The organism is Shimia litoralis, assembly GCF_005518135.1.
GTDB classification, from domain to species: domain Bacteria; phylum Pseudomonadota; class Alphaproteobacteria; order Rhodobacterales; family Rhodobacteraceae; genus Shimia_E; species Shimia_E litoralis.
This window is the reverse complement of the sequence record NZ_SULI01000007.1, coordinates 93,177-116,705: the sequence shown is the minus strand read 5'-3', so window position 1 is coordinate 116,705 and position 23,529 is coordinate 93,177. Positions and strand designations below refer to the sequence as shown.

Sequence of the window (23,529 nt, the reverse complement as noted above, 5' to 3'; positions counted from 1 at the left end):
TCTTGTGAATACTCTTTGTGTCTCTTGTTGCCGCTAGCGGTCCTTGATGTGATCATACCGTTGGCGCGCGACTTGTTCATTGCGCTCGGACTTCTGGTGATCGGACAGGGATTGTTCGACATAGTCCAAGTGTCGGGTCACCGCGCGTCTGGCGGCGTCGGGGTCGCGGGCCTGAAGGGCGGAATTGATGACACGGTGTTGTTCTAGAAGATCGCTGCGTGTGGTGCGTTGCTTGAACATCACCGAGCGATTGTAGAATACCCCCTCGCGCAACAATTGATACATCGAGCGCATCATATGAAGCATGATGACGTTATGGCTGGCTTCGATGATGGCAAGGTGGAACTCGGCATCAAGCTGGGCCTCGTCGGACGGGTTGCGTTTAGAATGAGCCGCTTCCATCTTTTCGAACACGGTTTTGATGACCTTGAGGTCGGTGTCAGATGCATAGCGCGCAGCGCGTTCGGCGGCGAGCCCTTCCATGTCGCGGCGAAACGAGATGTAATCAAAAACGGCCTCGTCATGAGCAGCAAAAAGTCGAACCAGAGACTCTGAAAAGGCGCTTCCTAATACGTCAGCAACGAAAATGCCGGCACCGGCGCGCGAAGCAAGCAAACCTCGATCTTGAAGATCGGCGATAGCTTCGCGAAGGGATGGGCGTGACACGCCAAGGCGTTCAGAAAGCTCCCGTTCTGACGGGAGCCGCTCTCCGGGACGCAAAATGCCACGTAAAATCAGTAACTCGATTTGGCGCACAACGGATGTAGAGAGCTTCTCGGTCTGAACTTTTTGAAATGGCATTGGGACCTCGTGTCAGATTGGTCAAATGATATGACCATGTCGTGGCCGCAGGGGCAAGTCATAGCGATCACGAATTATGTTACAATGGGTCAGTGTTATTGACTTATTGCGTCGCGTTCGTAGGTTTGCAGTATTCACTAGGCGAGGGGAGACGCAGGATGGCACTACAACAGATGTTCGCAGGGCGCACAGAGCGCATGAAAGCGTCAGAAATTCGAGAGCTTCTTAAATTGCTTGATCAGCCGGGGATCACATCCTTTGCAGGTGGAATCCCTGACCCTGACTTGTTTCCAGCCGATGCATTTACCGATGCGTTTGCCCAAGCCTTATCGCCCAAGACACAATCGGTGGCGTTGCAATATTCCGTCAGTGAGGGCTATCTGCCGCTGCGCAAATGGATTGCGGGGCAAATGGCCAAAATCGATGTGCCGTGTGATCCGGAGAATATTCTGATCACATCTGGATCGCAGCAGGCCCTGGATTATTTGGGTAAGCTGTTTCTTTCCCCCCAGGACACGGCGCTGGTCGGGTGGCCAACCTATATGGGAGCCTTGGGCGCGTTTAATCCATACGAACCAGTCTATGGACAGCTAAGTGTAAACGGAAACCGGTCTGCCGAAGATCATGCCGCACAAGCCAAGGCGGATGGTGGGCGTGTGAAGTTTGCCTATTTGTCTGCAGACTTTGCCAACCCGACGGGCGAAACCGTCGATCAACGTGGTCGCGAGAGTGTTCTGGAGTTGGCCGAGGCATTGGATTGTGCTGTCATTGAAGATGCGGCGTATCAGGCCTTGCGCTATGATGGCGATCCTGTGCCGTCAATTCTGGCGCTTGAACTTGCGCGCAAGGGGGACCTCGAAGCCTGCAGAACGATTTACTGCGGCAGCTTTTCCAAGACGCTTTCACCCGGACTGCGGGTCGGTTGGGTTGTCGCCGCCAAACCAGTGATTTCCCAACTTGTGCTGATGAAGCAAGCTGCAGATTTGCACTCTGCCACGATCAATCAGATGGCAATCTGCACTGTTGCAGAGAGTATTTTTGACAGCCACGTGCAAACAGTGCGCAACGTGTATTCCGAGCGCCGCGATTGTATGCTTGCGGCGCTGGAGATGCATATGCCCGAGGGCGTGAGTTGGACAAAGCCGCAAGGTGGTATGTTCGTCTGGCTTACCTTGCCCGCACATATGGATGGCGCAGAGCTGCTTGATGTGGCTTTGGACACCGAGAAAGTCGCGTTTGTGCCAGGCAAAGCCTTTTTCGCAGACGGGTCTGTGGCCAACTCGCTAAGGCTGAGCTTCTCTTGTGCAAGTCCCGAGATGATTCAGGACGGAATTCGCCGGCTGGGTCGGGTGATCCGCGCCACTATGTGATGCAACAAGGCGGGCACCAAAGGGTGCCCGCACGTTTATCGGATATGGCGTTATTCGGCTGGGACGGCCGCATTTGCGCTGGGCTTGCCGAAGTGTTGACGGTTCAACCGGAGCACCAGCGCAATCATCGCGAATTGGAACAAGAGCGCGATTGCGGTGATGGACCAATACGCGATGTCAAATTTCTCAATCACACCTGCGCCGACCAACCCTTTGTTGACGAAGAACTGGATCATCACGGAAAGGGCCACGCCCGGGCATACCAGCGCATAGGATCCGGGTGATGTTTTGGTTCCAAAGACGAAGTCCGAGAAATATCCCTGACGGCGCATGACCAGCGTGCCCAGCAGCAAAAAGATCAGTTGGATCGACAAGAAACGGGCCAACATCATCATTGTTTCCGCCTTGGCGCCGTGGACTTCGAATGTGGCATGAAGGCCGTGGTCCTGACGCAGGAACATAATGCCCAAGACGGTCATAATTGGCACGATGACCATCAGGGTCGGTCCCGCTTCTTTTGCGGTGCCGTGATGCAGCATCGAGTTAAAGGCCGTCACAATCGCAACCAGCGCATAGATCACTGCGGCGGTACCTACGAATGTCGAGAGCACCAGAGAAATGCCAACGGTCGTTGTGTTCTGGCTCATCGCAGCGGGGGCCGAGAACCCAACCGCCACCATCGACAAGGCAAAGGCAGGCAACAGCTGCGCGAACGAATTGTTGGCGGTTACATCGAAAATGCCGCCTTGGGACAAGATGCGCCCAAGAAAATCACCGATGATTTTGAACGCCAACCAAGCAATCAGCGCGAATGCAATCATCGCCAAGGGAAAGAGATATTCGATAATACTCCAAAGCCCAGGAACATAGATCAAGCCGACAATGAACATCGCGTTCACCGACATGGCCAAAGCAAGCGGCATCGCCATCAATGTCGATTCCGCGTTTGAATTTTTTAGGGCGTCATAGCCGTTAGACTGCTTGAAGGCTTTGTAAGATGACAGGTTCCAGAACAAGTATTTCAAATTCAGAAAAGCCATGACCGCGATGCCGAGCACAGCCACGGCAATGGCAGCTTGCATTGCGAAGCCGCCGGTTTGGAATGCGGTCGAGATGTCTTCGAATGTGGGGACGGGCTTGCCTTGGTGCGGAACCCAAAACATCAGATACATGAAAAACGTCACCGCCAGACCACCCGCGCCCAAGGACGCAAGGAAGTAAAGCGGAGAGTAGGTGTCGGCGGGTCTCTTTATTTGAGTGGTCATGGGACTCTCCAATAAGTATTCCAAAGTTGGCATATGATCGCATTCTAAAAATGGAATATATATGCGACATCCAGCCGCAGACATTGCGCGCCGCTGATAACCAAGCTTTAACCATGTTGCGGTCAGATGGGCGAATGAGAGGTTTGGTCGTCATTTGCGCGCTTGGTCTGATCGGCTGTAACACACCAAGTATGCATTTTTCCGGAATTGATCCGGTGCGTGTTCGTGTGTTGGAGAGCACGTTTGATTTGCGCCGACGTGATGCCCAAGTACAGATCATCCGTGTGAGCCGAGAATATGCGCCCCGCCTAAGTCAGCAGTTGGGGCGCCGTGCCGAAATTGCCGTGGAACGGCAGTATGGTTGCCCCGTATCGCGTATTCGAGGTGACGCGTCGATGATGGTGGCATATCTTAAATGCGGAAAGCCGGATGATCTGGCGCGAATAGGGAATGGTCCCTAACTTGGCATTTTATCACCAGTTTGCACGGCTCAGTCTAGGCGCTTGCTCATAAACAGAGATGTCGTATTCGCCTCATAGTCGCCAAAGGCGTCACAGACTTCAAATCCATGTGCCTTGTAAAGCGCCACGGCTGACTTCAGTTTGTCACCGGTTTCCAGCTTCACACTTGTGAGGCCTTGGGCGCGCGCATCTTGTTGTATAGCGCTCATCAGGCGATGTGCGACACCCAACCCGCGTGCATCTGGGTCCACGAACATCGATTTAATTTCACCGTATGCGCCTTTGTTGGCGAGGGCGACGCATCCAATGGTCTGACCATCCCGGGATGCCAGAAAAAAGTGGATGGAGGGCACACAAAGCTCGTCCACTTCTAGGTAATGGTTTTCCTCAGGATCAAACAGGTCCTGCATCAGGGCATGGCTGGCGCTGAGCAAGGCGGTGGCTTGTGGGCTTTTGGGATCGCCGCGTTTGACTTGGACTTGTTGCATAAGTGACCTGTACTCTGTTCTGATGCTTGTGTGGCAGGGCGTTGCCCGTTAGTCCATAGGACGAAACAAGAGGGCTGCAGGATGACGCATAAGCTATTTATATGTGAGACCTGTTTGGGCACGGATGGTCAAAAATCAGGCGCTGATATTGCCGACGCGGTTGCTCGGCTTTTGGACGATCGTGGGGGGTGCCACGATGTGGATGTGATCAAAACACCCTGCTTGAATATCTGTGATGAGCCGGTGTCGCTTGCGCTGCGAGCCAAAGGCAAAATGGCCTATTTGTTTTCGGGAATCGAACGCGAGGATGTTCACGATATCGCCGCTCTGGTTGATTTATATGTTCAGGCCAAAGGGGGCGTGATTGAAGACGCGCGTCCGGCAGGTCGGTTACGCTTTTGCCTGAAAGGTCGCATTCCCGCGGAATAAGCGTGGTGAGCTTCCCCAAGGAACTGCAAGAATTCCAAGGGGAAGAGCCGAGTGTGATCTAGTCTTCGCCGCGAGACATAAAATAGCCCGCGAAGTATCCCATCATGGTCCATCCAATCAGAGCTGTTGCTAGGCTTGCTGTGGCAAACTCGGCGGACAATTCAGGTGGAGCAATGCCAAAGTACGTGTCGAGATGTGGCGCACCAATGACATGCGGCACGAGAACCAGAACCAAGCCGAGAAACTGCAGTGGCATGGATCGTGCAAAGGCAATCACAGAGAGGCCGACAAGCGTGGCAATGATTGTGCCTGTCCACCACATCTGGCGTGGCGCGAGTTCTGCCGCAACAGTACCAGGAAGCTCTGGTGGGAGGCCCATTGCAGGGGCCAGTTGAACGGCGATGAAACCGCAGATACCCCAGATCAGACCCGCTTGCGCATTGATCTGAGTGCCCGCGCGTTCACGCGCAAAACCCATCGCAGCAACGGTCAAAAGTGCATAGCCGGTATAGGTGACGATGTTAAACGCAACGGTCATCGCGTGACGCGCCCAATCAGTCCCGAGAGCAGGAGCCCCCTTGTCAGATTGGGTCATGCCATCGACCAAAAAGTGTATGCGCTCACCACCTTCGTAAAGTTCGCCCTCGAGCAAAAGTGGAATCACAAACATAAACTGAAGAAGGGCCGCGAACGACCCTGCAATCAGGCCAGCGAACACGGCGCTGGACAACAAATTTTTTGTCATTTTGTTAGCGAATGCTTAGTGGCAAGGAAATGCCATAGCGTGACGCTGATCGTGCGCTGCATCGTGCAGAACGGTGGCTTGTGCCATGCCCGAAACGGTCAACAGTGCGACGCCTACGGTGAGGGCCAAAACGAAAGCTGCTGTGTTTGTACGTGCGGCTGCGAAGGTAGCTGTTTTAGTCGACATATTGTCTTCTCCTGTTCCCGTCACCCCGACGGGTGGGTTAATATTTCATTCGCATGGCCGGTCTCCTGGCTTGTGGGTCACCGCGGTGCATTCCCTTCCCAGAGGATATCCTCCAGTGGCATTGAACGCGCGCTCTCCACATACAGTCGCGGGGGCGGCTGTGGCTGCAAACCAATCTGGTTCTTCCACATTCCCGAACATCCATAGAAAGAACTTGGCCCATGGACACCATACAAAACCTGTTTGGACGGGATTAGGGGGTAAGGTCAAGGCTGTTTCCGACACCCCAGAGACAAGATGCGCCCTTTGGGCAATATGTCAGTGACATGGTGTGTCATTATGTGGGCTCAATATCTTGTGGATAAGTCTACGGATCAGAGCACATCCTGTGTTTTTTCGTTGACATGGGCGCAATCGCCTTTGCAGGGTTAAGATCAAGGGGAATCAGGGGGTGCGCGGATATTGCGCTTTTCTAAGCTAAGACTGACCGGCTTCAAAAGCTTTGTGGATCCAACCGATTTGATCATTGCGGATGGTCTGACGGGGGTTGTTGGTCCGAATGGCTGTGGCAAGTCTAATCTCTTGGAGGCTCTGCGTTGGGTCATGGGGGAAAATCGCCCGACCGCCATGCGCGGCGGGGGCATGGAAGACGTGATCTTTGCCGGTGCGGCGACACGACCAGCGCGTAACTTTTCCGAAGTCTCTCTTCATATTGATAATAGCGAACGCCTTGCTCCGGCTGGGTTTAATGACGACGACTCTCTCGAGATCGTGCGCCGTATCACACGCGATGTGGGAAGCGCCTATAAGGTGAACACCAAGGATGTGCGCGCGCGTGATGTGCAAATGCTGTTTGCGGATGCTTCGACTGGTGCGCATTCTCCGGCTTTGGTGCGGCAGGGACAGATCGCAGAACTTATCAACGCAAAACCGAAGGCAAGACGGCGGATACTGGAAGAGGCCGCAGGCATCTCGGGGCTGTACCAACGCCGCCACGAAGCAGAGCTCAAACTTAAGGGCGCAGAGACCAATCTTTCGCGCGTAGATGATGTTGTCGAACAATTGGCGAGCCAATTGGCGCAACTGGCAAAGCAAGCCCGACAGGCGGCGCGGTATCGTGCAATTGGCGAAGAATTGCGCCAATCCGAAGGGATGTTGCTGTATCGCAGGTGGCGCGAGGCAGACGACGCACGCGCCGCTGCGCAGGAAGAGTTGCGGACACGGACAACACAGGCCGGACAGGCTGAAATCTTGGCGCGAACCGCAGCGAAAGAACGCGTGAAACGCGATGATGCTTTGCCGCCGCTGCGCGAGGAAGAAGCCATTGCAGCCGCCGTTTTGCAACGATTGCAGGTGCAACGCGACACCCTGAACGATCAAGAGGCGCATGCACGGCAAATCATTGAGACCCTGGAAAAGCGTATCGATCAGTTGGTCAAGGATATGGAGCGCGAGGCAGGGTTGAACCGCGATGCCGAAGATACGATCGCACGCCTCGAGTGGGAGGCCAAAGAACTGGCCAAGGCTGGCGAAGGGCATGCTGAACGTCTTGAGGCGGCCGCAGCCGATGCCCGCCATGCAGCAAGCGTATTGCAAGAGCGCGAAAGCGATTTGTCACAGCTCACCGAGGATGTCGCCCGTCTGGCGGCCCGCCATCAATCGGCACATCGTTTGCTGCAAGATAGCCGTAAGACACAAGAAAAGAGCGAGTCAGAAGCTGGGCGCGCGCGTGCGGCCGTCGATGCGTCGAAAGCCGCACTGACCAAGGCCGCGCAAGATTTTGAAAGCTCCAAAGTTGCCGAGGCGCACGCGGTGACGTCGGCGCAACAGGCAGAAGAGACCTTGGCGCAAGCCGAGATTGATCGCGCCGAAACGCAGGCCCGCGAGGCAGACGCACGTGGGGAGCGCTCGGAAGCAGAAGGCGAGTTAAACGCCCTGCGGGCTGAAGTGACCGCCCTTGCCAAGCTTGTCGAACGCGACACAGCAGAAGGGGGCCAAATTCTGGACCGCCTTCAGGTGCAGCAAGGCTTTGAAAAGGCACTTGGGGCGGCGATGGCAGACGATTTACGTGCGCCAGAGGTAGACGAGGACGGGCCCTCGGGATGGCATGTTCTGCCGCCATATGCACAGACTCAGGCCTTGCCAGATGGCGTGACATCTTTGGTGGCGCATGTTTCGGTGCCCGAGGTGCTTGAACGTCGGATGAGCCAGATTGGTCTGGTCGCCACAGAAGATGCCATGGGTCTTCAACCTTTGCTAAAGCCGGGGCAGCGTCTTGTGTCTCTGGAGGGGGATTTGTGGCGTTGGGACGGGTATCGCGCATGGGCCGAGGATGCCCCCAGCGCGGCGGCTTTGCGGTTGCAACAGTTGAACCGGCTTGAAGAACTCAAGCAGCAGATGGCACGGGCCACCGCGCGCGCGGATGGGGCAGTGCAGGCGCATGAAACCCTTCAGGCACGTCTGCGTGACTTGTCTGAAGTGGACAAGGCCGCGAGATTGGCGCGTCGCGATGCGGACCGCGCCGTCGCTGATGCAAATCGGGCCCTAAGCCGCGCCGAGGCTGATCGGAATCTGGCTCAAGGGCGTCTTGAATCTTTGGGGCTTGCCGTCACCCGCCACGAAGAAGAGGCGATGTCGGCCCGTGCGCAAGTGTCCGAGGCCGAGCGCGCGGTTGCGGATCTTGGTGATCTGGATGCGGCGCGTTCTGGCGTTGAGGATGTGAAAATGTCGGTTGAGGCTGCGCGCATCACGATGATGTCGCGCCGCTCTGGGCATGATGAGTTGCGTCGAGAAGGCGAGGCGCGTGTGCGTCGATCACAAGAGGTCACCAAGGAAGTGAGCGGCTGGCGGCATCGTCTTGAAACCGCGGAGAAGCGGATTGGCGAGCTGAACGAACGCAAAACCACGTCCGAAGCAGAACTGAAGGAGGCCGGGTCAGCGCCTGACGAAATCGCGGCCAAACGCGAAGAACTGACGGACGCTATCGGTGACGCCCAAGCCCGCCGCGGTGCTGCATCGGATTCTCTGGCGGTGGCGGAAACCGCATTGCGTGACGCAGAAAATGCAGAACGTGACGCCGAGCGTCTGGCGAGCGAGGCACGAGAAGCCCGCGCTCGATCCGAGGCACGCTCGGATGCGGCACGCGAAACCGTGTCCTATGCGGCAGAACGCATCCTGGAAGAGCAGGATCTCACGCCTGCAGCATTGCTGGAAAGCCTTAAGGTCGAGCCAGACAATATGCCGGACAGTCACGCGATCGAGGCGGATGTGAACCGATTAAAGCGCCAGCGAGATTCGTTAGGCGCTGTGAACCTGAGAGCGGAAGAAGATGCCAAAGATGTTCAGGAAGAGCATGATGCCCTGATCGCCGAGAAAGCCGATCTTGAAGAGGCGATCAAAGCACTGCGCAGCGGCATATCGAGTCTGAATCGCGAGGGACGCGAGCGCCTTTTGACGGCATTCGAACAAGTGAACAGCAATTTTACACTGTTGTTCAAGCACCTGTTTGGGGGCGGTGAGGCCAATCTTGTCTTGGTCGAAAGCGATGACCCGCTCGAGGCAGGATTGGAAATCATGTGCCAACCTCCGGGCAAAAAACTGTCGACGTTGTCTCTCTTGTCGGGTGGGGAACAAACACTGACAGCCATGGCGTTAATTTTCGCAGTGTTCTTGGCCAACCCCGCTCCGATTTGTGTGCTTGACGAGGTCGATGCCCCGCTGGACGATGCCAATGTCACGCGGTTCTGTGATCTTCTGGATGAAATGTGCCGCCAGACAGACACGCGGTTTTTGATCATCACGCACCATGCGGTGACCATGGCGCGCATGGACCGGCTGTTCGGCGTCACAATGGCCGAGCAGGGCGTGTCGCAACTTGTGTCTGTCGATCTGAAAGCCGCGGAAACAATGGTCGCCTAACGTCGAATTATCTCGGGGCAGAAATCAGATACGGGCCGGCACTGTGCCGACCCGTATTGGGTTGTGGGGATCGTGCTGCGCGCTCAGAGCGAGGCAAACCCTTTGTCCAGCGCCGTCAGGATCAATCCCGCGTCTTCTTGCGACAGAACCAAAGGCGGCGAAAGAATGATATTTGGTCCGGATACCCGCACCATCGCGCCAGCTTCATACGTGGCCTCTTGGATTTTCCCGCCAATGTCGGCACCGATTGGGGCCTTGGTTGCGCGGTCGCTGACCATCTCAATCGCAGTCATCAGGCCGTGACCACCGCGGACGTCTCCAATGATGTCGTATTTTTCCATCAGGGCCAGACATCCTTGGTACAGCTGCGTGCCGCGCTCGGCCGCATTGTCGATCACGTTCAGGCGTTTTGTCTCAGCAAGACATGCCAAGGCGGCTGCTGCACCAACAGGGTGCCCCGAATACGTGTACCCATGACCAATTTTGGCGGCGGGGTTGTCTTCGAAAACCTCGACCATCTTGTCGCCCAACATCAGGGCACCAAAAGGAAAATACCCATTCGTAATCGCCTTGGCGGTGCACATCATATCAGGTTTGATGCCCCAGAGCCGTGCACCAGACCAAGCACCTGTCCGTCCATACGCGGTGATGACTTCGTCGGTGATCAAGAGAATGCCGTGCCGATCGCAAACGTCGCGCACCATCGGGGCAAATGACTTATGCGGTGGAATAACACCACCAGCCCCCAGAATTGGCTCCATGATCATGGCCGCAATTGTATTTGCGCCTTGGAATGCGATTTCGTCTTCAAGCGCGGCAACGCAGAGGTGCGCCAGCTTTTCAGGGTCTGTTTCATTGAACGGGTTGCGATAGGTGTATGGTGCCGGGATATGATAGCACCCAGGCAGCAGCGGTTCATAAGCTGTGCGGAAATTTGCGTTTCCGTTCACGCTGGCGCCGCCCATGTGGGTGCCGTGATAGCCCTTTTTCAGACTCAGAAACTTTACCCGCCCCGCGTCCCCGCGAAGTTTGTGGTATTGTCTTGCAAGCCGAAGCGCGGTTTCCACAGAATCCGATCCACCCGACGTGAAAAAGGCGCGGCTTAATCCGTCGGGCGCAAAAAACTTCTCTAGTTCAAACGAAAGCTCAATGGCTGCATCATTCGTCGATCCGCGAAACGTCGAATAATAAGGCATTTTTTCCAGCTGATCCGAGATCGCCTGTTTGACCACGTCACAGGAGTATCCGAGATTGACGTTCCACAAGCCGCCAACAGCATCGACCACAGAGTGCCCGTCGATATCTTGGATGCGCACACCACTTGATCCGGTGATAATCTTGGGAGGATTGTCGCGGCTATCCTTTGGGGAGGTCATCGGGTGCCACATCAGGCGCCCGTTATTTTCCTTCAAAAAGTTTGAATCTTTCATTGCGCTTTTCCCATGGGTTAAGTTTCTGCAAGGGTCTTGGACCAGCACGCTTCGATAGGGTTGGGAATGCTTCCCCCCCAATTGTGGCTGATTTGTCGACTGGCGAGGATAAGTTGATGTTTGATGGTCCGTTCCGCGTCAGCGTTGAAACGCGTTGCCACGCTGGCTACGGATACGGCACCTGCGATGGTGCCGCTTTGGTCAAACAGAGGGGCGGACAAGCCGTAAATGTCTTCTTCAATGCTGCCCTTTGAATGCGAGAATCCGGTTTCTTTGACACGCTGTATCGCCGCGTCCAATCCTTGCTCTGTTGTTTGGGTTTTTGCCGTGAAACGCTCGAGGTTTTGCTTGGCTGTTTGCGTCAGGATGTCGGGGCCATAAGCCAACGTACAGATACCAGACGCTGTCGCGTGCAGAGGTAAAGTTTTCAGATCAACGATGGCGCGCGTGCTGTGTTTGGGCGATTCGACAGCAACAAGAGAGTACAGCGTTGTTCCTGACAATACAGAGACATGTGCCGTTTCCCCGGTGGCATCCGCCAGTTGCTCGACTGACGCTTTTGCAGCGGATTTGCGGGGCACCGTGCGTTCCCGGATCTGCGCCAACGGCAAAACTGCGGGACCCATCCGGTATTTTTTTGTGAGAGGATTTTTTTCAATAAATCCTACGATTTCAAGGGATTGAAGGTGCCGGTATGTTGTCGCTTTGTCGCGACTTGTCAGCTTACAGAATTGTGACAGCCCAATCTCGGGGTGCTGTTCCGAAAAGAACGACAGCAGTTCAAGGGTTTTGGTTGCAGAAGTCATTTTCCCTCTCGTTCCTTTCAATATGAAAAAAGGTTTGACGGATTTTAATTAACAGTGCAAGTTAAAAAGTGAAACACAGGTTCATTATATGAACCGATACAGGGAGAAGGCAATGTTCAAATTTGCAAAACTAGTGACAGCGGCTGCGCTCGCATCGACAGCGATGGCGGGTATGGCGCTTGCGGAATACCCCGAGAAGCCAGTCGAGTTCGTGGTTCCGTGGCCTCCTGGCGATCTGGAGGATGTGTTGACACGCATGATCGCCGAGGACTTTCAGGCCGCATATGGTGTTCCAACAGCGGTTGTGAACAAACCAGGCGGCGGCGGGCCATTCCCCGGTGCAGTAGAGGTGGCAAACGCCCCGGCTGACGGGTATACAATCGGATCGTTCATCATCGCGGTGCCTGTTGTTGGCCCAATGATCGGTATTCCTGATTTGAACCCCGACCCCTTCGAACCCTTGGGCAACTTTTTGACATATCCGTTTGTGATCGCTGCGGGCGGCAATGCGCCGTATGATGACGTGGCGGGGCTGGCAGCGTATGCAAAAGAAAATGATGTTGTGCTTGGCCACTTTGGTGCGCCGCTGGTGCCCACACAGGTCACTATGGGGTTGGCTGTTGAAATGGGCTTCTCATTCGCTGCTGATGCCGCTTTTGATGCACTGGACTGCAATACGTTGGCGTCTGGTGATGTGGACGTCATCAACACCACGCTTCAGCTGATCTTGCCTTGCTTGGATGATGTCAAGGTTCTGGCATCTATCGGATCTGACCGTATTCCACTGACCCCTGATGCGCCGACGGTTGCAGAATTGGCGCCTGACATGGATGTGGCGCTTTGGAATGGTCTGTTTGTGCACAAAGACACACCTCAGGACGTGCGTGAAAAGATCATCGCAGTGGCCAAGACCACCATGCAATCCGAACGCGCGCAAAAGCTGGCTGCGGAAACAGGGGCTGCTGTCTATTGGCAAGACGCCGAGGCTGTTCAGGCTCAAATTCAGAAAGATATTTCGACTCTGGATCACATCGGTAAGGTTCTTGGCAACTAAAACTGTCAAACCTCACATTGCGCGCGGCCTGAGGTCGCGCGCCTTTCACCCCACCACCGAGGTGTCACATGTCGCGCATTAAAACCTTGCAGGCACTGTTCAAGCGGTATCGCCGTCCGGGGGATATTGTTTTCGCTTGGATCGCATTGGCTGTTGCCGTGTTTCTGCTGTCTCAAATATTTGCCCAAACGGCATATAAACCCAATGGAAAACTGTTTGCGCAACCTCGATTTTGGCCTGCGGTGTCTTTGATTGGTATGACAGGGTTTGCAGCGTTTCATTTGTTGGGCTCGATGTTGTCAGAGCGCATTGAAGGGCGGTGGACCGAGGTTTGGCTCTGGGTGTGTTCTTTTGAATTTGCGTTTTGGTTTGTGGCCTATGCGGCGATCGTGCCTTGGGCAGGATATCTACCGTCAACGATCGTTTTCGCGCTGTTGTTGACGATCCGCGCCGGATATCGAAGCCGAATTATTTTGATCTCTGCCACCGCGAGTGCAATCGGAATTGTTTTGCTTTTCAAAGCGTTTTTGCAGGTCAAGTTACCTGCGGGCCAAGTGTACGAGGTGCTGCCGGATGGCTTGCGGCAACTCATGCTGACCTATTTTTGATCGGAGCGACGGATGGAAGATCTAATTGCAGGTGCTGAAATGCTCGCCCGCTGGGATGTGGTCGTTGCGCTATTGGTGGGCTCAATCGGAGGGGTGATTATTGGGGCGATCCCCGGTGTTGGACCCGCCGTGGCCATCGCCATCTTGTTGCCCGCCACGTTTTCGCTGGACCCGATTGTCGGGTTGACGATGTTGCTGGGGATCTACGGGTCTTCAATGTACGGGGGGGCGATTCCGGCGGTGTTGATTAATACCCCGGGGACTGCCGTCAATGCGTTGACGTCTTATGACGGGTATCCGATGACCCAGAATGGCGAGGCGCATCGCGCGGTATCTCTGGCCTATAGCGCGTCGTTCTGGGGCGGGATATTCGGCATTCTGTGTTTGATCTTATTGTCGCCAGTGCTGGCTTGGATCGCGCCGATGTTTGGCAGTCGCGAGATTTTTCTTGCGGCGTTGCTGGGGATAATTCTGGTAATTATTGCCCATCGGGGACAGATCTTTGCCGCCGGGATGTTGGCGATGTTCGGGATATTTTTGCAAACTATTGGACTGGACGCCGTCACATATACACAGCGCTATACCTTTGGTCTGACGTTTCTAAGTTCCGGTATCAATCTGATCGTGGTTGTCTTAGGGCTGTTTGCGCTTAGTCAGGCATTCTTTTTGCTGACGACGCCAGATTCCAGCCCCGAGGCTAAACCCGTGACAGGGCGAATGATGGCGGGATTTCGTGAATTGTTGAAGCATAAACGTGTGGCCACCGTGGCCTCGGGTTTTGGCGTGATCCTTGGGATGATTCCGGGAACGGGTGAATTCACAGCTCAGTTCATGAGCTATACCTATGCGCAAAAAACGTCAAAAAACCCTGATGACTTTGGCAAAGGATCGCCAGAAGGCTTGATTGCGTCTGAAGCTGCCAACAATGCGGTTCCGGCGGCCGCCATGATCCCATTGCTGGCTTTGGGCATTCCAGGAGAAGCCCTGACGGCGATGATGTTGTCGGTGTTCTATGTGCATAATGTGATCCCCGGCCCGCAGTTGTTTCAGAACAATATCGACCTTGTGTACGGGCTCTATATTGCGCTCATCCTTCTGAATGTGATCGTGATGATCTTTCTGCTGTTTTCGACAAATTTGCTGACCAAGATCATACGTGTTCCGACCCGTTTTCTGGGTGTGCTCATTCTGATTCTGTCTTTTGTGGGCGTATATTCACTTCGAAACTCGTTGACCGACTGTATGATCGCAGCAGGATTTGGGGTGCTTGGTCTTGTTCTCAAGCGGCTGAACTTGCCCATCGTTCCCATCATTTTGGGGATGGTCCTTGGCGGCATTATGGAAGTTAAGCTGCGTTCTGCGCTGCCTCGACTCAAGACGCCGCTTGATATGATTGACCGCCCGATTGCGGCCATCCTCTTTGCATTGATCGTAATGGTTGTCGTTCTGCATATCCGAACGCTGATCAAGGAATATCGGGCGCATCTGCCCGAAGAAGACCACGATCTTCATGACTCTCAAACTCGGTAGGTTCTATGGATCAGAGCAAAATTGACGCGCTCAGAGCGCGCGAAATTCCCACGCAGACACATCTTATCGATGGCAAACATTTGCCTGCGTCGGATGGGGCCACAATGGATGTGGTGTCACCGATTGATGGCACGCTTTTGACGCAGGTTGTCAAAGGCACGGCCCAAGATATGACCGCAGCGATTGCTGCCGCACGTATGGCCTTCGAAGATCAACGCTGGGCAGGGCAACCGCCCCAAGCGCGTAAGAAAGTGCTCTTGCGCTGGGCCGAGTTGATCGAAGACAACGCGTTGGAACTGGCGGTTCTCGGGGTGCGTGACAACGGAACCGAAATTGCGATGGCGCTCAAGGCTGAACCAGGTTCGGCCGCCGGAACAATCAGGTATTACGCCGAAGCGTTGGACAAAGTGTATGGCGAAATCGCCCCCACGTCTGGTGACGTTCTGGGTCTTGTTCACAAGGAACCCGTTGGGGTCGTGGGCGCAATTATTCCTTGGAATTTCCCGTTGATGATTGGCGCGTGGAAAATCGGACCCGCGCTTGCAATGGGGAATTCGGTTGTTGTGAAACCGCCGGAAACCGCGTCGCTTTCGTTGATCCGCATGGCGGAACTTGGACTTGAAGCGGGCCTGCCGGCAGGTGTGTTGAACGTCGTGACGGGCGAGGGGGCCGTGGTCGGACAGGCCATGGGGCTTTCGATGGACGTTGACGCGCTGGTCTTTACGGGCTCTGGCGGGACAGGGCGTCGGCTGTTGGAATATGCGGCACAGTCTAACCTCAAGCGCGTATATCTAGAGCTTGGCGGGAAATCTCCAAATATGGTTTTTGCGGATGCACCCGATTTGGACGAGGCCGCCAAAGTGGCCGCGCATGGCATTTTCCGCAACTCGGGTCAGGTCTGTGTCGCGGGATCGCGGCTCTTGGTCGAGGACACAATACACGATGACTTTGTACGGGCGGTGGTGAAGGCTGCCGAGGCGATGCGCGTGGGCGACCCACTGGAGACGACAACCCAGATCGGCGCAATCAATTCCGAACCACAGCTCCGGCAAAACCTCTCTTTTGTTGAAACAGCCAAGAACGAAGGCGGGCAGGTTGAAACCGGCGGGACACAGATTTTGACCGAGACTGGCGGCTATTATATGGCGCCCACCGTGGTGACTGGCGTCAGACCTGATGCCACACTAGCGCAAAAAGAGGTCTTTGGGCCTGTGCTCGGTGTGACCCCGTTTTCGAGTGATGACGAAGCCGTCAGAATCGCCAATTCCACGGTGTATGGATTGGCTGGTGGGGTTTGGACATCCAATCTGTCACGCGCACACCGGATGATCCGACAGGTGCGCACCGGGGTGATGCACGTCAACACTTATGGCGGCGCTGATGGTACCGTACCGTTGGGGGGCGTCGGACAATCCGGCAATGGCCACGACAAATCCATGCACGCTTTGGACAAGTATGTGGATCTCAAAACCGCATGGATCAAACTATAACGCCGCCTTCCAGAGGAGAAATTCAGATGTCAGAGAAATCAATCCTCGTTGTTGGAACTTATGATACCAAAGACGATGAACTGGCCTTTTTGGCCGACGTGATCCGCGATCAGGGCGGTCAGGTTAAAACGATGGATGTCTCTGTTTTGGGGGACCCGTCAAACCCGACGGATTATTCCAAGCACGATGTGGCCCAAGCAGGCGCAAGCACGATCCAAGCCGCGATTGACTCGGGGGATGAAAATCATGCGATGCAAATTATGGCACACGGCGCGAGCCTCTTGGCTGCGCGGCTATTTTCCGAAGGCCAATTTGATGGTGTGATTGTTCTGGGCGGAACCATGGGGACCGATCTGGCGCTGGATGTCTGCGCTGCTTTGCCTTTGGGTGTGCCAAAATACATCGTTTCGACGGTGTCGTTTTCGCCCTTGATTCCGGCAGAACGCTTGGCTGCGGACACGCAGATGATCCTTTGGGCTGGCGGATTGTATGGCTTGAATTCCGTCTGCAAAGCGTCCCTAAGCCAAGCCGCTGGAGCTGTGCTGGGGGCCGCGCGCGCCGTGGTGGCGCCGGATCGCAGCAAACCCCTGATTGGCATGACCTCATTGGGCAAGTCAGCCTTGAAATACATGGTACAGCTCAAACCGGCCTTGGAGGATCGCGGGTTCGAAGTGGCCGTGTTTCACGCCACGGGTATGGGGGGCCGCGCTTTTGAGAGCCTCGCAGCCCAAGGGGCGTTTGCCTGTGTCTTTGATTTCTGTACGCAAGAACTGGGCAACCATATTCATGGCTCGAATATATCAGCAGGCCAAAGCCGGCTGACGGGCGCAGGTTTGGCAGGCACACCACAGTTGGTCGCGCCGGGATGTTATGATCTGGTTGATATCGTGGGGTGGCAACCGGTGCCGGAAAAATGGGCCAACCACCCGAAACACGCTCATAACCGATTGTTGACGTCCATCGTGATGAGTGGTGCCGAGCGCGAAGAGATTGCGCACGCACATGCGCGGCAATTGTCGACCGCAACGGGCCCCACAGCCGTATTGCTGCCGCGCGACGGCCTTGGCGAATGGGACCGCGAAGGCGCTGACTTGCATGATCGCGATGGTCTCGAGGTGTTCTTGGCGGCGCTTCGGGCCAGTCTGCCAGACGCGGTTCAGGTGTATGATGTCGATGCACATATCAATGACCTGAGGTTCGCAGAGCAGGCGTTGGACATTTTTGATCAGTGGTGTGCCGAAGGATTGGTTCAACAGGGCCAAGATTGATGCTCACTGCTTCGTGACAGCAGCGACAAGCGATTTGCCATAGTGTCTGTTGTAAGGAGATCGCTATGTGGAAACTGATTTGTGCGACATTGTTTTTGGCAGACCCGGTGCTGGCGCAAGACTGGCGCCTGAGGGAAAGCGATGTGCTGTTTGATGCCGAAGGTTTGCAGCAAGCGCTTTCGGGACAGAAGATCGAGTATTACGACGGCGGGACATCGGTATTCGGCTCGGACGGAACCTATTCCTATACCTATGGCGGCGGTGGGCTTTGGGAAGGGCACTATGAAGTCGGCGACGCAGGGCTGGTCTGTGTGACCTTTGTCACCGGAACGTTGCGATGTGATCGATTTGTCCGGAATGACGGGCGTTTGGTGCTTTTAACCGAAAAGGGCGAGCGGTTTCCCGTACGCCCCTAACGCGCATATTTCGATACCGCGCGGCTTTGAGCCAGCGCATGCGACTTACAGCTTGTTCATCAGTTGAGCTGTCGGCCATGCATCGGCCGGAAGGCCAAGGCGAATTTGCTCTTTTTGAACGGCTGCACGTGTCTTGGCCCCAAGAATTCCATCAACTTTGCCGACGTCATGACCATGCGCCTTAAGTTTCTTCTGAAGGGATTTCATTTGGTTGCCGTTAAATGCAGGGTCCGGATTTCCGGCCACGTATGATTTTGCCCCCTCCAGACGGGTGGCAAAGTAGGCCGCTGTAGTTACGTACACAAAGCTCTTGTTCCATTCAAAATAGACGCGGAAATTTGGATACGCCAAAAAGGCCGGACCTTTACGTCCTTGCGGCAATAGCAGGGATGCTTGCAGATTTGGGAGCTTCCCCTGACGAGGTTTGACGCCCATGCGTGCCCATTCAGACGCTTTCATAGAATGGTTCAATCCCGATTTTGACCAATCAAGATTCTTGGGTACGGATACTTCCTGAAGCCACGGCTCTCCCGCGCGCCACCCAAGTTGTTTCAACATGTTGCCGCCCGACATCAGGGCATCCTGTGGGGACGTTTTCAGGCGGACCTTGCCGTCGCCATCACCATCCACGCCATTTTCAAGGATGTCTTTTGGCAACATTTGTACCATGCCGATTTCGCCAGCCCATGCGCCCGTGGTTTTTGTCGGGCTGAAATCACCGTTTTCATACAGTTCCAGTGCGGCAAAAACCTGTGGACGAAAGAGTTCGGGGCGGCGGCAGTCATGCGAGAGCGTGACCAGCGAGTTGAGCGTATTAAAATCGCCTTGGAATGCGCCGTAATCGGTCTCAAAGGCCCAAAACGCGAGAAGCACGCCACGTGATACGCCATAGTTGCGTTCGATCCGGTCAAACGTACTGCTGTAGGTCTTCGCTTTTGACTTCCCGACATCAATGCGGTTTTTGCTGATCAAACGTCGAGAGAAATCGATAAACGGCATTTGGAACACACCCTGAGAGCGGTCAGCCTTAAGGGTTTTGGGATCTTTTTTCACATTGGCAAAGAACGCATTCACGGTTGATTTCGAATGACCGTTTGCGATGGCTTCTCTCTTGAGGCCTTTGACGAATCCGTTAAAGGACCCTCCGCACTGTGTGGCAGCGGTCGCTGTATGTGCGCTCAGAACCAGAGCGGCGAGAAGTGGAATTAGACGCATAGAAACCTCGAAATCAATATGTTCAAAACGTTAGCAGGTCCCGCGCGGGGCACAAGCCATTCTAAAATGGACTCAGAAGGACGGCAAATATCACAAGTACGGCCCAAGCACGCCACAGCGAAGCACTGGCCGCATCAATGTCGTCCGGCCCAAGGTCTTTGCGCCCCATCGGGTTCACAAACGGAAAATCCTGTAGCTTGCCATCATAAGATCGCGGGCCAGCAATCGCGATATTCAGCGCACGTGCCATTGCGGATTCCGGCCAGCCTGCATTTGGCGACCGATGCAATTTCGCGTCTTGTTTGATGTCGCGCCAATGTCTGACGCCATGGTGGGTCGCAGCGATCAGAAACGCGGTGAGCCGCGCAGGGATCCAGTTCAAAAGGTCATCCAGACGTGCGGCGGCCCAACCGAAATCCACGTGCCGTTCGGTGCGATATCCGATCATGCTGTCTGCGGTGTTCACAACCTTATAGATCAACAGCCCTGGCAATCCGCCCACTAAGAACCAAAATGCGGGCGCAATCACGCCATCTGACAGGTTCTCCGCTGCGGACTCGATGGCCGACCGCGAGACGTCGCTTTTGTTCATATGGGCGGTGTCACGGCTGACGATCTGGGCCACGGCACGGCGTCCATCCCCCAGCGAAATACGCAAGCCGTCCCCAACCGCCTGAACGTGCGACACCAGCGAGCGCTGGGCCAACAGAATGGCGACAATCAAGATTTCGGGAAGCCAGCCAAAGAACGCGATGATGTTCCCAAGAAGCCCCATGGCGACCACCAGACCCAAGATAACCAACAGGCCTTTGAGCTTGCGCATATCGCCAAGATTGAAACGTGTGTCTGCCTCTGCAATCAGACGGCCCATTAACACAGATGGATGTGGCACCCGCGTCCAGAGCCACCGTGGCTCGCCAATGAGAGCATCAAGAATGAGGGCAAAAAGCAAAATCAGGGCAGTGTTCATAGCGCAGCCTCGAGTTGTGACCATTGATCAGATGCAGGAAGTCCAAGACGCAAATATGTTTTGGAGTATGGAAAGACGCGTGACCAGATATGTGCTTTGGCGAGCTTGGATTGCCAGGCGGTGGCGTCATCGACTTCGTACAGGCGAAACAGAGACGTACCGCCCGCCAAGGCCGCACCATGAGACAGCATCAAATCGTCAAGGCGTGTTGCATCTGTTGCAAGGCGCGTCCGGGTATCAGAGGCCCATGTCGTATCACCCAAGGCTTTGGCGCCGATGTGTAATGCCGGGCCTGATGTGGCCCAAGGCCCGCACAGGTCGGTCAGACGCTGGATGGTGTCGGGCAACGCAATCGCAAACCCCAAACGCACTCCGGCTAGTCCCCAAAATTTGCCAAAGCTTTTCAAAACAATACGGCCGGGTTGTGTCGTTTCGCGTATCAAGCTGGCGTCCGGTGTGACGTCACAAAAGCTTTCGTCGATGACCGTAAGCGGGGCGCAGGCTTCGTCTTGCGACCAGAGTCGTCCCGTTGGATTGTTGGGGTGCACCAGAACGCGCGCATCAGCTTTATCGCAGGCATGGGGCGTTTGGGCCAAGCGCCAGCCCTGACCAACAAACGCAGCGGCATGTTCGTTGTAGGTCGGAGTGGGAATATCCACGCATCCGGCAGGGGCCAAGGCTGGAATTCGCGCAATCAACGCCGACGCGCCCGGAGCGGCCAAGATAGCGGCGTCTTGCGGCACTTTCCAAAAGCTGCGCGCGGCTGTCAAAAGGTCGTCTTGGGCTGATTGATCGGGCAGCATGGTCCAAGCATACCCTGGAAATTGGGTCACCGGATAGGGGTGCGGGTTGATCCCTGTCGACAGATCAATCCAGCCTGCTCGCGTTCCGCCCCATCGTGCGATGGCTGCATCCAACCCACCACCGTGGTCTCTTGTCTTGTGGCTCTGCATGGGCGACTCCGAACTGTGTTGGGCTTGTTCAAGCGGAAAACCGCGTGTTTGGCAAGATTGGGTTCGATGTTAGCGCCCTGTTAAGCAATCATTAACCAATTGTTAGGAGTTTTAGAGATCGCCACGTTCCGTCCGAGCCAGCGGGTTTGTGCGGAAATTCATCAGGGGAAACACATGCGCGTTCTGATTGTCGAGACAGACCCGGACTTGGGCCGAATCTGGCAACGGTATATTCAGCGCCAAGGTGCCCAAGTTGATCGGGTAGACGGACAATCCAGCGCGATCCGCGCCCTGTGTATGCGGCCCTATGATATTTTGGTTGTGAATCTGGTCTTGGAAGAAGGGGGCGCGCTGGCCATTGCGGACTTTGCCAGTTACCGGCGACCTGACGCACGTGTGATCTTTGTCACCAACACCTCGTTCTTTTCCGATGGATCGATTTTCAATCACAGTGCAAATGCATGTGCGTTTGTGCAAACAGGCACGCCGCCAGAAGATTTGGCGGCGATGGTGGCACATTACGGTATGCCTGACGATGTGCCGGGTGAGGTGAAAACCTCGTAAGAAATTTCAACCCCATCCGCAGATTTTGGCGACGTGTTCTAACCTCTGTGATGCGGCGCCCAATGGTCTAGATCGGGATTGATCGGAATAATCCTGTACGGGTTAATCGTGTCATGGCTGAAATGATAATGGCGGACAATATGGGCAAAGTTCACAGTCTGCGCGCCCCCTGAATGTTGGAACAGATCACGGGTATACGCCCATAGGTTGGGGTAATCGATCAAGCGTTTGCGATTACATTTAAAGTGCAGGTGATACACAGGATCAAATCGGATGAGGGTTGTGAATAGACGCCAGTCGGCTTCGGTCAGACGTGCACCCATGAGATAGCGCGTATGCGATAGACGTTCTTCGAGCCAATCCAACGTATCAAAAAGTGGACCAATCGCAGTGTCATAGGCGGCTTGACTGGTCGCAAACCCGCACTTGTAGACGCCATTGTTGAAGGTGTCATAGATGCGCATATTCACGTCTTCGATGGCGTTGCGATCGTTTTCGGGCCAATAGTCCGTGGTGTTGCCTGTCACCGCGTCAAAGGCACTGTTGAACATGCGGATGATTTCGGCGCTTTCATTTGAGACAATCGTGTTACGCTCTTTGTCCCAAAGAATAGGGACCGTCACGCGCCCCGAATAGGCGGGGTCGGCCCGCGTATATATCTGGTGGGCAAATTCCTTTTGATAAAGGGTATCCCCCGTGGCCCCGTCTGTATCGGTTTGAAAGGTCCAGCCATCCCCAAGCATTTCGGGATGTACGGCCGAGATGCTGATGTGAGGTTCGAGACCTTTCAAGGACCGAAAGATCAGCGTGCGATGCGCCCACGGGCAGGCATAAGACACATACAGATGATATCGGCCACTTTGTGCCTGAAACCCGTCTCCCCCTGATGGTCCGGCTGATCCGTCGGGCGTGATCCAGTTGCGAAATTGTGATGCTGCGCGCACAAATTTTCCGCCGTTGTTTTTGGTATCATACCAAGCGTCGGTCCAAGTTCCGTCCACCAAGAGCCCCATCGCGTATCTCCTTTTCGCTTGCTTGTAACATAGCTCAGAGCAGGTGCGCTTTAAACGCAACACAGCGCAAGTCACTTGCGCGCACACGCACATATATCGGGATGTCATGAAAACATGGCTTGACCAGAATCGGATGGTCGCCAACCCTACGGTTAGGAATGGAGGCGCTTGTGACCACATATTTGCCAAAAGACGTCCAGGCTGGACTGGACAACGCCCGCAAGAAAAGCTTGAAAAAAGCGAGCAAGATGCGTGTCGAAGCAAATGGCCGTAGTTTTCGCGTTCTCAAGTTTCGCGAAGACGGCTTTACCTTGGATGTAGAGGATGCCCCGCATTTGCGTGGGCTGGTTGACCTGTTTGATGGCGGCCGCCACATCTACCAATGTCTGATCGTGGCATCTGAAGAAGATGGTGATCTTATGCATTATGATTTCAAACGATCTACAGCGGCTGCGGATCGTGCTCCGCTTGATTTTTATCGTGGCGAAAATGCCCCGATTGCGCTGTTGTCGGATCAAACCTGAAAGCATGATGCCCCGCGATCGCGGG

The 23,529-nt window shown here is 55.0% G+C and carries 23 protein-coding genes and 1 riboswitch; of the genes, 12 read left to right on the top strand and 11 right to left on the bottom strand.

Features of this window, described 5'->3' with window-relative positions:
• Nucleotides 1–33: 33 nt before the first annotated feature.
• A complete protein-coding gene (locus FAP39_RS08230; protein ID WP_138015922.1) occupies nt 34–801 on the bottom strand; it encodes a FadR/GntR family transcriptional regulator in 768 nt (255 codons plus the stop codon).
• A gap of 158 nt (nt 802–959) precedes the next feature.
• On the opposite strand from FAP39_RS08230, the gene FAP39_RS08225 reads away from it, so the two are divergent.
• Entirely contained in the window at nt 960–2,171 is a 1,212-nt protein-coding gene (locus tag FAP39_RS08225) for an aminotransferase-like domain-containing protein (protein WP_138015921.1), read from the top strand.
• A 50-nt stretch (nt 2,172–2,221) separates the two neighbouring features.
• Here the strand turns inward: FAP39_RS08225 and FAP39_RS08220 are convergent, their stop codons facing one another.
• Nucleotides 2,222–3,436 (bottom strand): TsoY family (seleno)protein, encoded by a 1,215-nt coding sequence (locus FAP39_RS08220; RefSeq protein WP_138015920.1) that lies wholly within the window; start codon nt 3,434–3,436, stop codon nt 2,222–2,224.
• 134 nt (nt 3,437–3,570) lie between these two features.
• Between FAP39_RS08220 and FAP39_RS08215 the strand changes: the two genes are divergently transcribed.
• Nucleotides 3,571–3,897, top strand: coding sequence for a hypothetical protein (locus tag FAP39_RS08215; protein ID WP_138015919.1), 327 nt, complete (start codon nt 3,571–3,573; stop codon nt 3,895–3,897).
• A 29-nt stretch (nt 3,898–3,926) separates the two neighbouring features.
• Here FAP39_RS08215 and FAP39_RS08210 read toward each other — a convergent pair whose 3' ends face one another.
• Nucleotides 3,927–4,385, bottom strand: a complete 459-nt coding sequence (locus FAP39_RS08210; RefSeq protein ID WP_138015918.1) for a GNAT family N-acetyltransferase — start codon at nt 4,383–4,385, stop codon at nt 3,927–3,929.
• A gap of 81 nt (nt 4,386–4,466) precedes the next feature.
• On the opposite strand from FAP39_RS08210, the gene FAP39_RS08205 reads away from it, so the two are divergent.
• On the top strand, nt 4,467–4,814 hold the full coding sequence (locus FAP39_RS08205) for a DUF1636 family protein (RefSeq protein ID WP_138015917.1): 348 nt from the start codon (nt 4,467–4,469) through the stop codon (nt 4,812–4,814).
• 58 nt (nt 4,815–4,872) lie between these two features.
• Here FAP39_RS08205 and FAP39_RS08200 read toward each other — a convergent pair whose 3' ends face one another.
• On the bottom strand, nt 4,873–5,559 hold the full coding sequence (locus FAP39_RS08200) for a CbtA family protein (RefSeq protein ID WP_138015916.1): 687 nt from the start codon (nt 5,557–5,559) through the stop codon (nt 4,873–4,875).
• A 15-nt stretch (nt 5,560–5,574) separates the two neighbouring features.
• Entirely contained in the window at nt 5,575–5,745 is a 171-nt protein-coding gene (locus FAP39_RS08195; RefSeq protein WP_138015915.1) for a CbtB domain-containing protein, read from the bottom strand.
• Nucleotides 5,746–5,783: 38 nt separating this feature from the next.
• A riboswitch (cobalamin riboswitch) is annotated at nt 5,784–5,993 on the bottom strand.
• A 214-nt stretch (nt 5,994–6,207) separates the two neighbouring features.
• Here FAP39_RS08195 and smc point away from each other — a divergent pair.
• Nucleotides 6,208–9,663 carry a chromosome segregation protein SMC gene (gene smc, locus FAP39_RS08190; RefSeq protein WP_138015914.1) on the top strand — a complete coding sequence of 1,152 codons (3,456 nt, stop codon included), beginning with the start codon at nt 6,208–6,210 and terminating at the stop codon, nt 9,661–9,663.
• 83 nt (nt 9,664–9,746) lie between these two features.
• Here the strand turns inward: smc and FAP39_RS08185 are convergent, their stop codons facing one another.
• Together FAP39_RS08185 and FAP39_RS08180 are read right to left on the bottom strand one after the other, a co-directional pair.
• Nucleotides 9,747–11,093 (bottom strand): aminotransferase class III-fold pyridoxal phosphate-dependent enzyme, encoded by a 1,347-nt coding sequence (locus tag FAP39_RS08185; protein WP_138015913.1) that lies wholly within the window; start codon nt 11,091–11,093, stop codon nt 9,747–9,749.
• 17 nt (nt 11,094–11,110) lie between these two features.
• A complete protein-coding gene (locus tag FAP39_RS08180; RefSeq protein WP_138015912.1) occupies nt 11,111–11,899 on the bottom strand; it encodes an IclR family transcriptional regulator in 789 nt (262 codons plus the stop codon).
• A 112-nt stretch (nt 11,900–12,011) separates the two neighbouring features.
• On the opposite strand from FAP39_RS08180, the gene FAP39_RS08175 reads away from it, so the two are divergent.
• From FAP39_RS08175 to FAP39_RS08150, 6 genes are all read left to right on the top strand, one after another.
• On the top strand, nt 12,012–12,953 hold the full coding sequence (locus FAP39_RS08175; protein WP_138015911.1) for a tripartite tricarboxylate transporter substrate-binding protein: 942 nt from the start codon (nt 12,012–12,014) through the stop codon (nt 12,951–12,953).
• 68 nt (nt 12,954–13,021) lie between these two features.
• Nucleotides 13,022–13,561 (top strand): tripartite tricarboxylate transporter TctB family protein, encoded by a 540-nt coding sequence (locus tag FAP39_RS08170; RefSeq protein WP_138015910.1) that lies wholly within the window; start codon nt 13,022–13,024, stop codon nt 13,559–13,561.
• A gap of 12 nt (nt 13,562–13,573) precedes the next feature.
• Complete coding sequence (locus tag FAP39_RS08165; RefSeq protein WP_138015909.1) at nt 13,574–15,091, top strand: tripartite tricarboxylate transporter permease; 1,518 nt, start codon at nt 13,574–13,576, stop codon at nt 15,089–15,091.
• A 5-nt stretch (nt 15,092–15,096) separates the two neighbouring features.
• On the top strand, nt 15,097–16,581 hold the full coding sequence (locus FAP39_RS08160) for an aldehyde dehydrogenase (RefSeq protein ID WP_138015908.1): 1,485 nt from the start codon (nt 15,097–15,099) through the stop codon (nt 16,579–16,581).
• Nucleotides 16,582–16,607: 26 nt separating this feature from the next.
• Entirely contained in the window at nt 16,608–17,849 is a 1,242-nt protein-coding gene (locus tag FAP39_RS08155) for a Tm-1-like ATP-binding domain-containing protein (protein ID WP_138015907.1), read from the top strand.
• Nucleotides 17,850–17,914: 65 nt separating this feature from the next.
• The gene (locus tag FAP39_RS08150; protein ID WP_138015906.1) at nt 17,915–18,265 is read left to right on the top strand and encodes a hypothetical protein; all 351 of its coding nucleotides are present in this window, start codon (nt 17,915–17,917) and stop codon (nt 18,263–18,265) included.
• Between the two features lie 45 nt (nt 18,266–18,310).
• On the opposite strand, the gene FAP39_RS08145 is transcribed toward FAP39_RS08150, so the two are convergent.
• The 3 genes from FAP39_RS08145 to FAP39_RS08135 form a co-directional block, all read right to left on the bottom strand.
• Nucleotides 18,311–19,480, bottom strand: a complete 1,170-nt coding sequence (locus FAP39_RS08145; RefSeq protein WP_138015905.1) for a lytic murein transglycosylase — start codon at nt 19,478–19,480, stop codon at nt 18,311–18,313.
• A 61-nt stretch (nt 19,481–19,541) separates the two neighbouring features.
• Complete coding sequence (gene cbiB / locus FAP39_RS08140; RefSeq protein WP_138015904.1) at nt 19,542–20,450, bottom strand: adenosylcobinamide-phosphate synthase CbiB; 909 nt, start codon at nt 20,448–20,450, stop codon at nt 19,542–19,544.
• Complete coding sequence (locus FAP39_RS08135) at nt 20,447–21,403, bottom strand: threonine-phosphate decarboxylase (protein WP_138015903.1); 957 nt, start codon at nt 21,401–21,403, stop codon at nt 20,447–20,449. The genes cbiB and FAP39_RS08135 overlap by 4 nt, the downstream gene beginning before the upstream one ends.
• Nucleotides 21,404–21,577: 174 nt before the next feature.
• On the opposite strand from FAP39_RS08135, the gene FAP39_RS08130 reads away from it, so the two are divergent.
• On the top strand, nt 21,578–21,967 hold the full coding sequence (locus FAP39_RS08130) for a response regulator (protein ID WP_138015902.1): 390 nt from the start codon (nt 21,578–21,580) through the stop codon (nt 21,965–21,967).
• A 38-nt stretch (nt 21,968–22,005) separates the two neighbouring features.
• Here FAP39_RS08130 and FAP39_RS08125 read toward each other — a convergent pair whose 3' ends face one another.
• Complete coding sequence (locus FAP39_RS08125) at nt 22,006–22,980, bottom strand: glutathione S-transferase family protein (RefSeq protein ID WP_138015901.1); 975 nt, start codon at nt 22,978–22,980, stop codon at nt 22,006–22,008.
• A gap of 170 nt (nt 22,981–23,150) precedes the next feature.
• On the opposite strand from FAP39_RS08125, the gene FAP39_RS08120 reads away from it, so the two are divergent.
• Nucleotides 23,151–23,504: a hypothetical protein gene (locus FAP39_RS08120; protein ID WP_138015900.1), complete on the top strand. Its 354-nt coding sequence runs from the start codon at nt 23,151–23,153 to the stop codon at nt 23,502–23,504.
• Nucleotides 23,505–23,529 lie beyond the last annotated feature (25 nt).

Excerpts from the sequence above, each read along its gene's own strand:
- FAP39_RS08230 (WP_138015922.1), bottom strand. The coding sequence starts at position 801 with ATGCCATTTCAAAAAGTTCAGACCGAGAAGCTCTCTACATCCGTTGTG.
- FAP39_RS08225 (WP_138015921.1), top strand. The coding sequence starts at position 960 with ATGGCACTACAACAGATGTTCGCAGGGCGCACAGAGCGCATGAAAGCG.
- FAP39_RS08220 (WP_138015920.1), bottom strand. The coding sequence starts at position 3,436 with ATGACCACTCAAATAAAGAGACCCGCCGACACCTACTCTCCGCTTTAC.
- FAP39_RS08215 (WP_138015919.1), top strand. The coding sequence starts at position 3,571 with ATGAGAGGTTTGGTCGTCATTTGCGCGCTTGGTCTGATCGGCTGTAAC.
- FAP39_RS08210 (WP_138015918.1), bottom strand. The coding sequence starts at position 4,385 with ATGCAACAAGTCCAAGTCAAACGCGGCGATCCCAAAAGCCCACAAGCC.
- FAP39_RS08205 (WP_138015917.1), top strand. The coding sequence starts at position 4,467 with ATGACGCATAAGCTATTTATATGTGAGACCTGTTTGGGCACGGATGGT.
- FAP39_RS08200 (WP_138015916.1), bottom strand. The coding sequence starts at position 5,559 with ATGACAAAAAATTTGTTGTCCAGCGCCGTGTTCGCTGGCCTGATTGCA.
- FAP39_RS08195 (WP_138015915.1), bottom strand. The coding sequence starts at position 5,745 with ATGTCGACTAAAACAGCTACCTTCGCAGCCGCACGTACAAACACAGCA.
- FAP39_RS08185 (WP_138015913.1), bottom strand. The coding sequence starts at position 11,093 with ATGAAAGATTCAAACTTTTTGAAGGAAAATAACGGGCGCCTGATGTGG.
- FAP39_RS08180 (WP_138015912.1), bottom strand. The coding sequence starts at position 11,899 with ATGACTTCTGCAACCAAAACCCTTGAACTGCTGTCGTTCTTTTCGGAA.
- FAP39_RS08175 (WP_138015911.1), top strand. The coding sequence starts at position 12,012 with ATGTTCAAATTTGCAAAACTAGTGACAGCGGCTGCGCTCGCATCGACA.
- FAP39_RS08170 (WP_138015910.1), top strand. The coding sequence starts at position 13,022 with ATGTCGCGCATTAAAACCTTGCAGGCACTGTTCAAGCGGTATCGCCGT.
- FAP39_RS08165 (WP_138015909.1), top strand. The coding sequence starts at position 13,574 with ATGGAAGATCTAATTGCAGGTGCTGAAATGCTCGCCCGCTGGGATGTG.
- FAP39_RS08160 (WP_138015908.1), top strand. The coding sequence starts at position 15,097 with ATGGATCAGAGCAAAATTGACGCGCTCAGAGCGCGCGAAATTCCCACG.
- FAP39_RS08155 (WP_138015907.1), top strand. The coding sequence starts at position 16,608 with ATGTCAGAGAAATCAATCCTCGTTGTTGGAACTTATGATACCAAAGAC.
- FAP39_RS08150 (WP_138015906.1), top strand. The coding sequence starts at position 17,915 with ATGTGGAAACTGATTTGTGCGACATTGTTTTTGGCAGACCCGGTGCTG.
- FAP39_RS08145 (WP_138015905.1), bottom strand. The coding sequence starts at position 19,480 with ATGCGTCTAATTCCACTTCTCGCCGCTCTGGTTCTGAGCGCACATACA.
- cbiB (WP_138015904.1), bottom strand. The coding sequence starts at position 20,450 with ATGAACACTGCCCTGATTTTGCTTTTTGCCCTCATTCTTGATGCTCTC.
- FAP39_RS08135 (WP_138015903.1), bottom strand. The coding sequence starts at position 21,403 with ATGCAGAGCCACAAGACAAGAGACCACGGTGGTGGGTTGGATGCAGCC.
- FAP39_RS08130 (WP_138015902.1), top strand. The coding sequence starts at position 21,578 with ATGCGCGTTCTGATTGTCGAGACAGACCCGGACTTGGGCCGAATCTGG.
- FAP39_RS08125 (WP_138015901.1), bottom strand. The coding sequence starts at position 22,980 with ATGGGGCTCTTGGTGGACGGAACTTGGACCGACGCTTGGTATGATACC.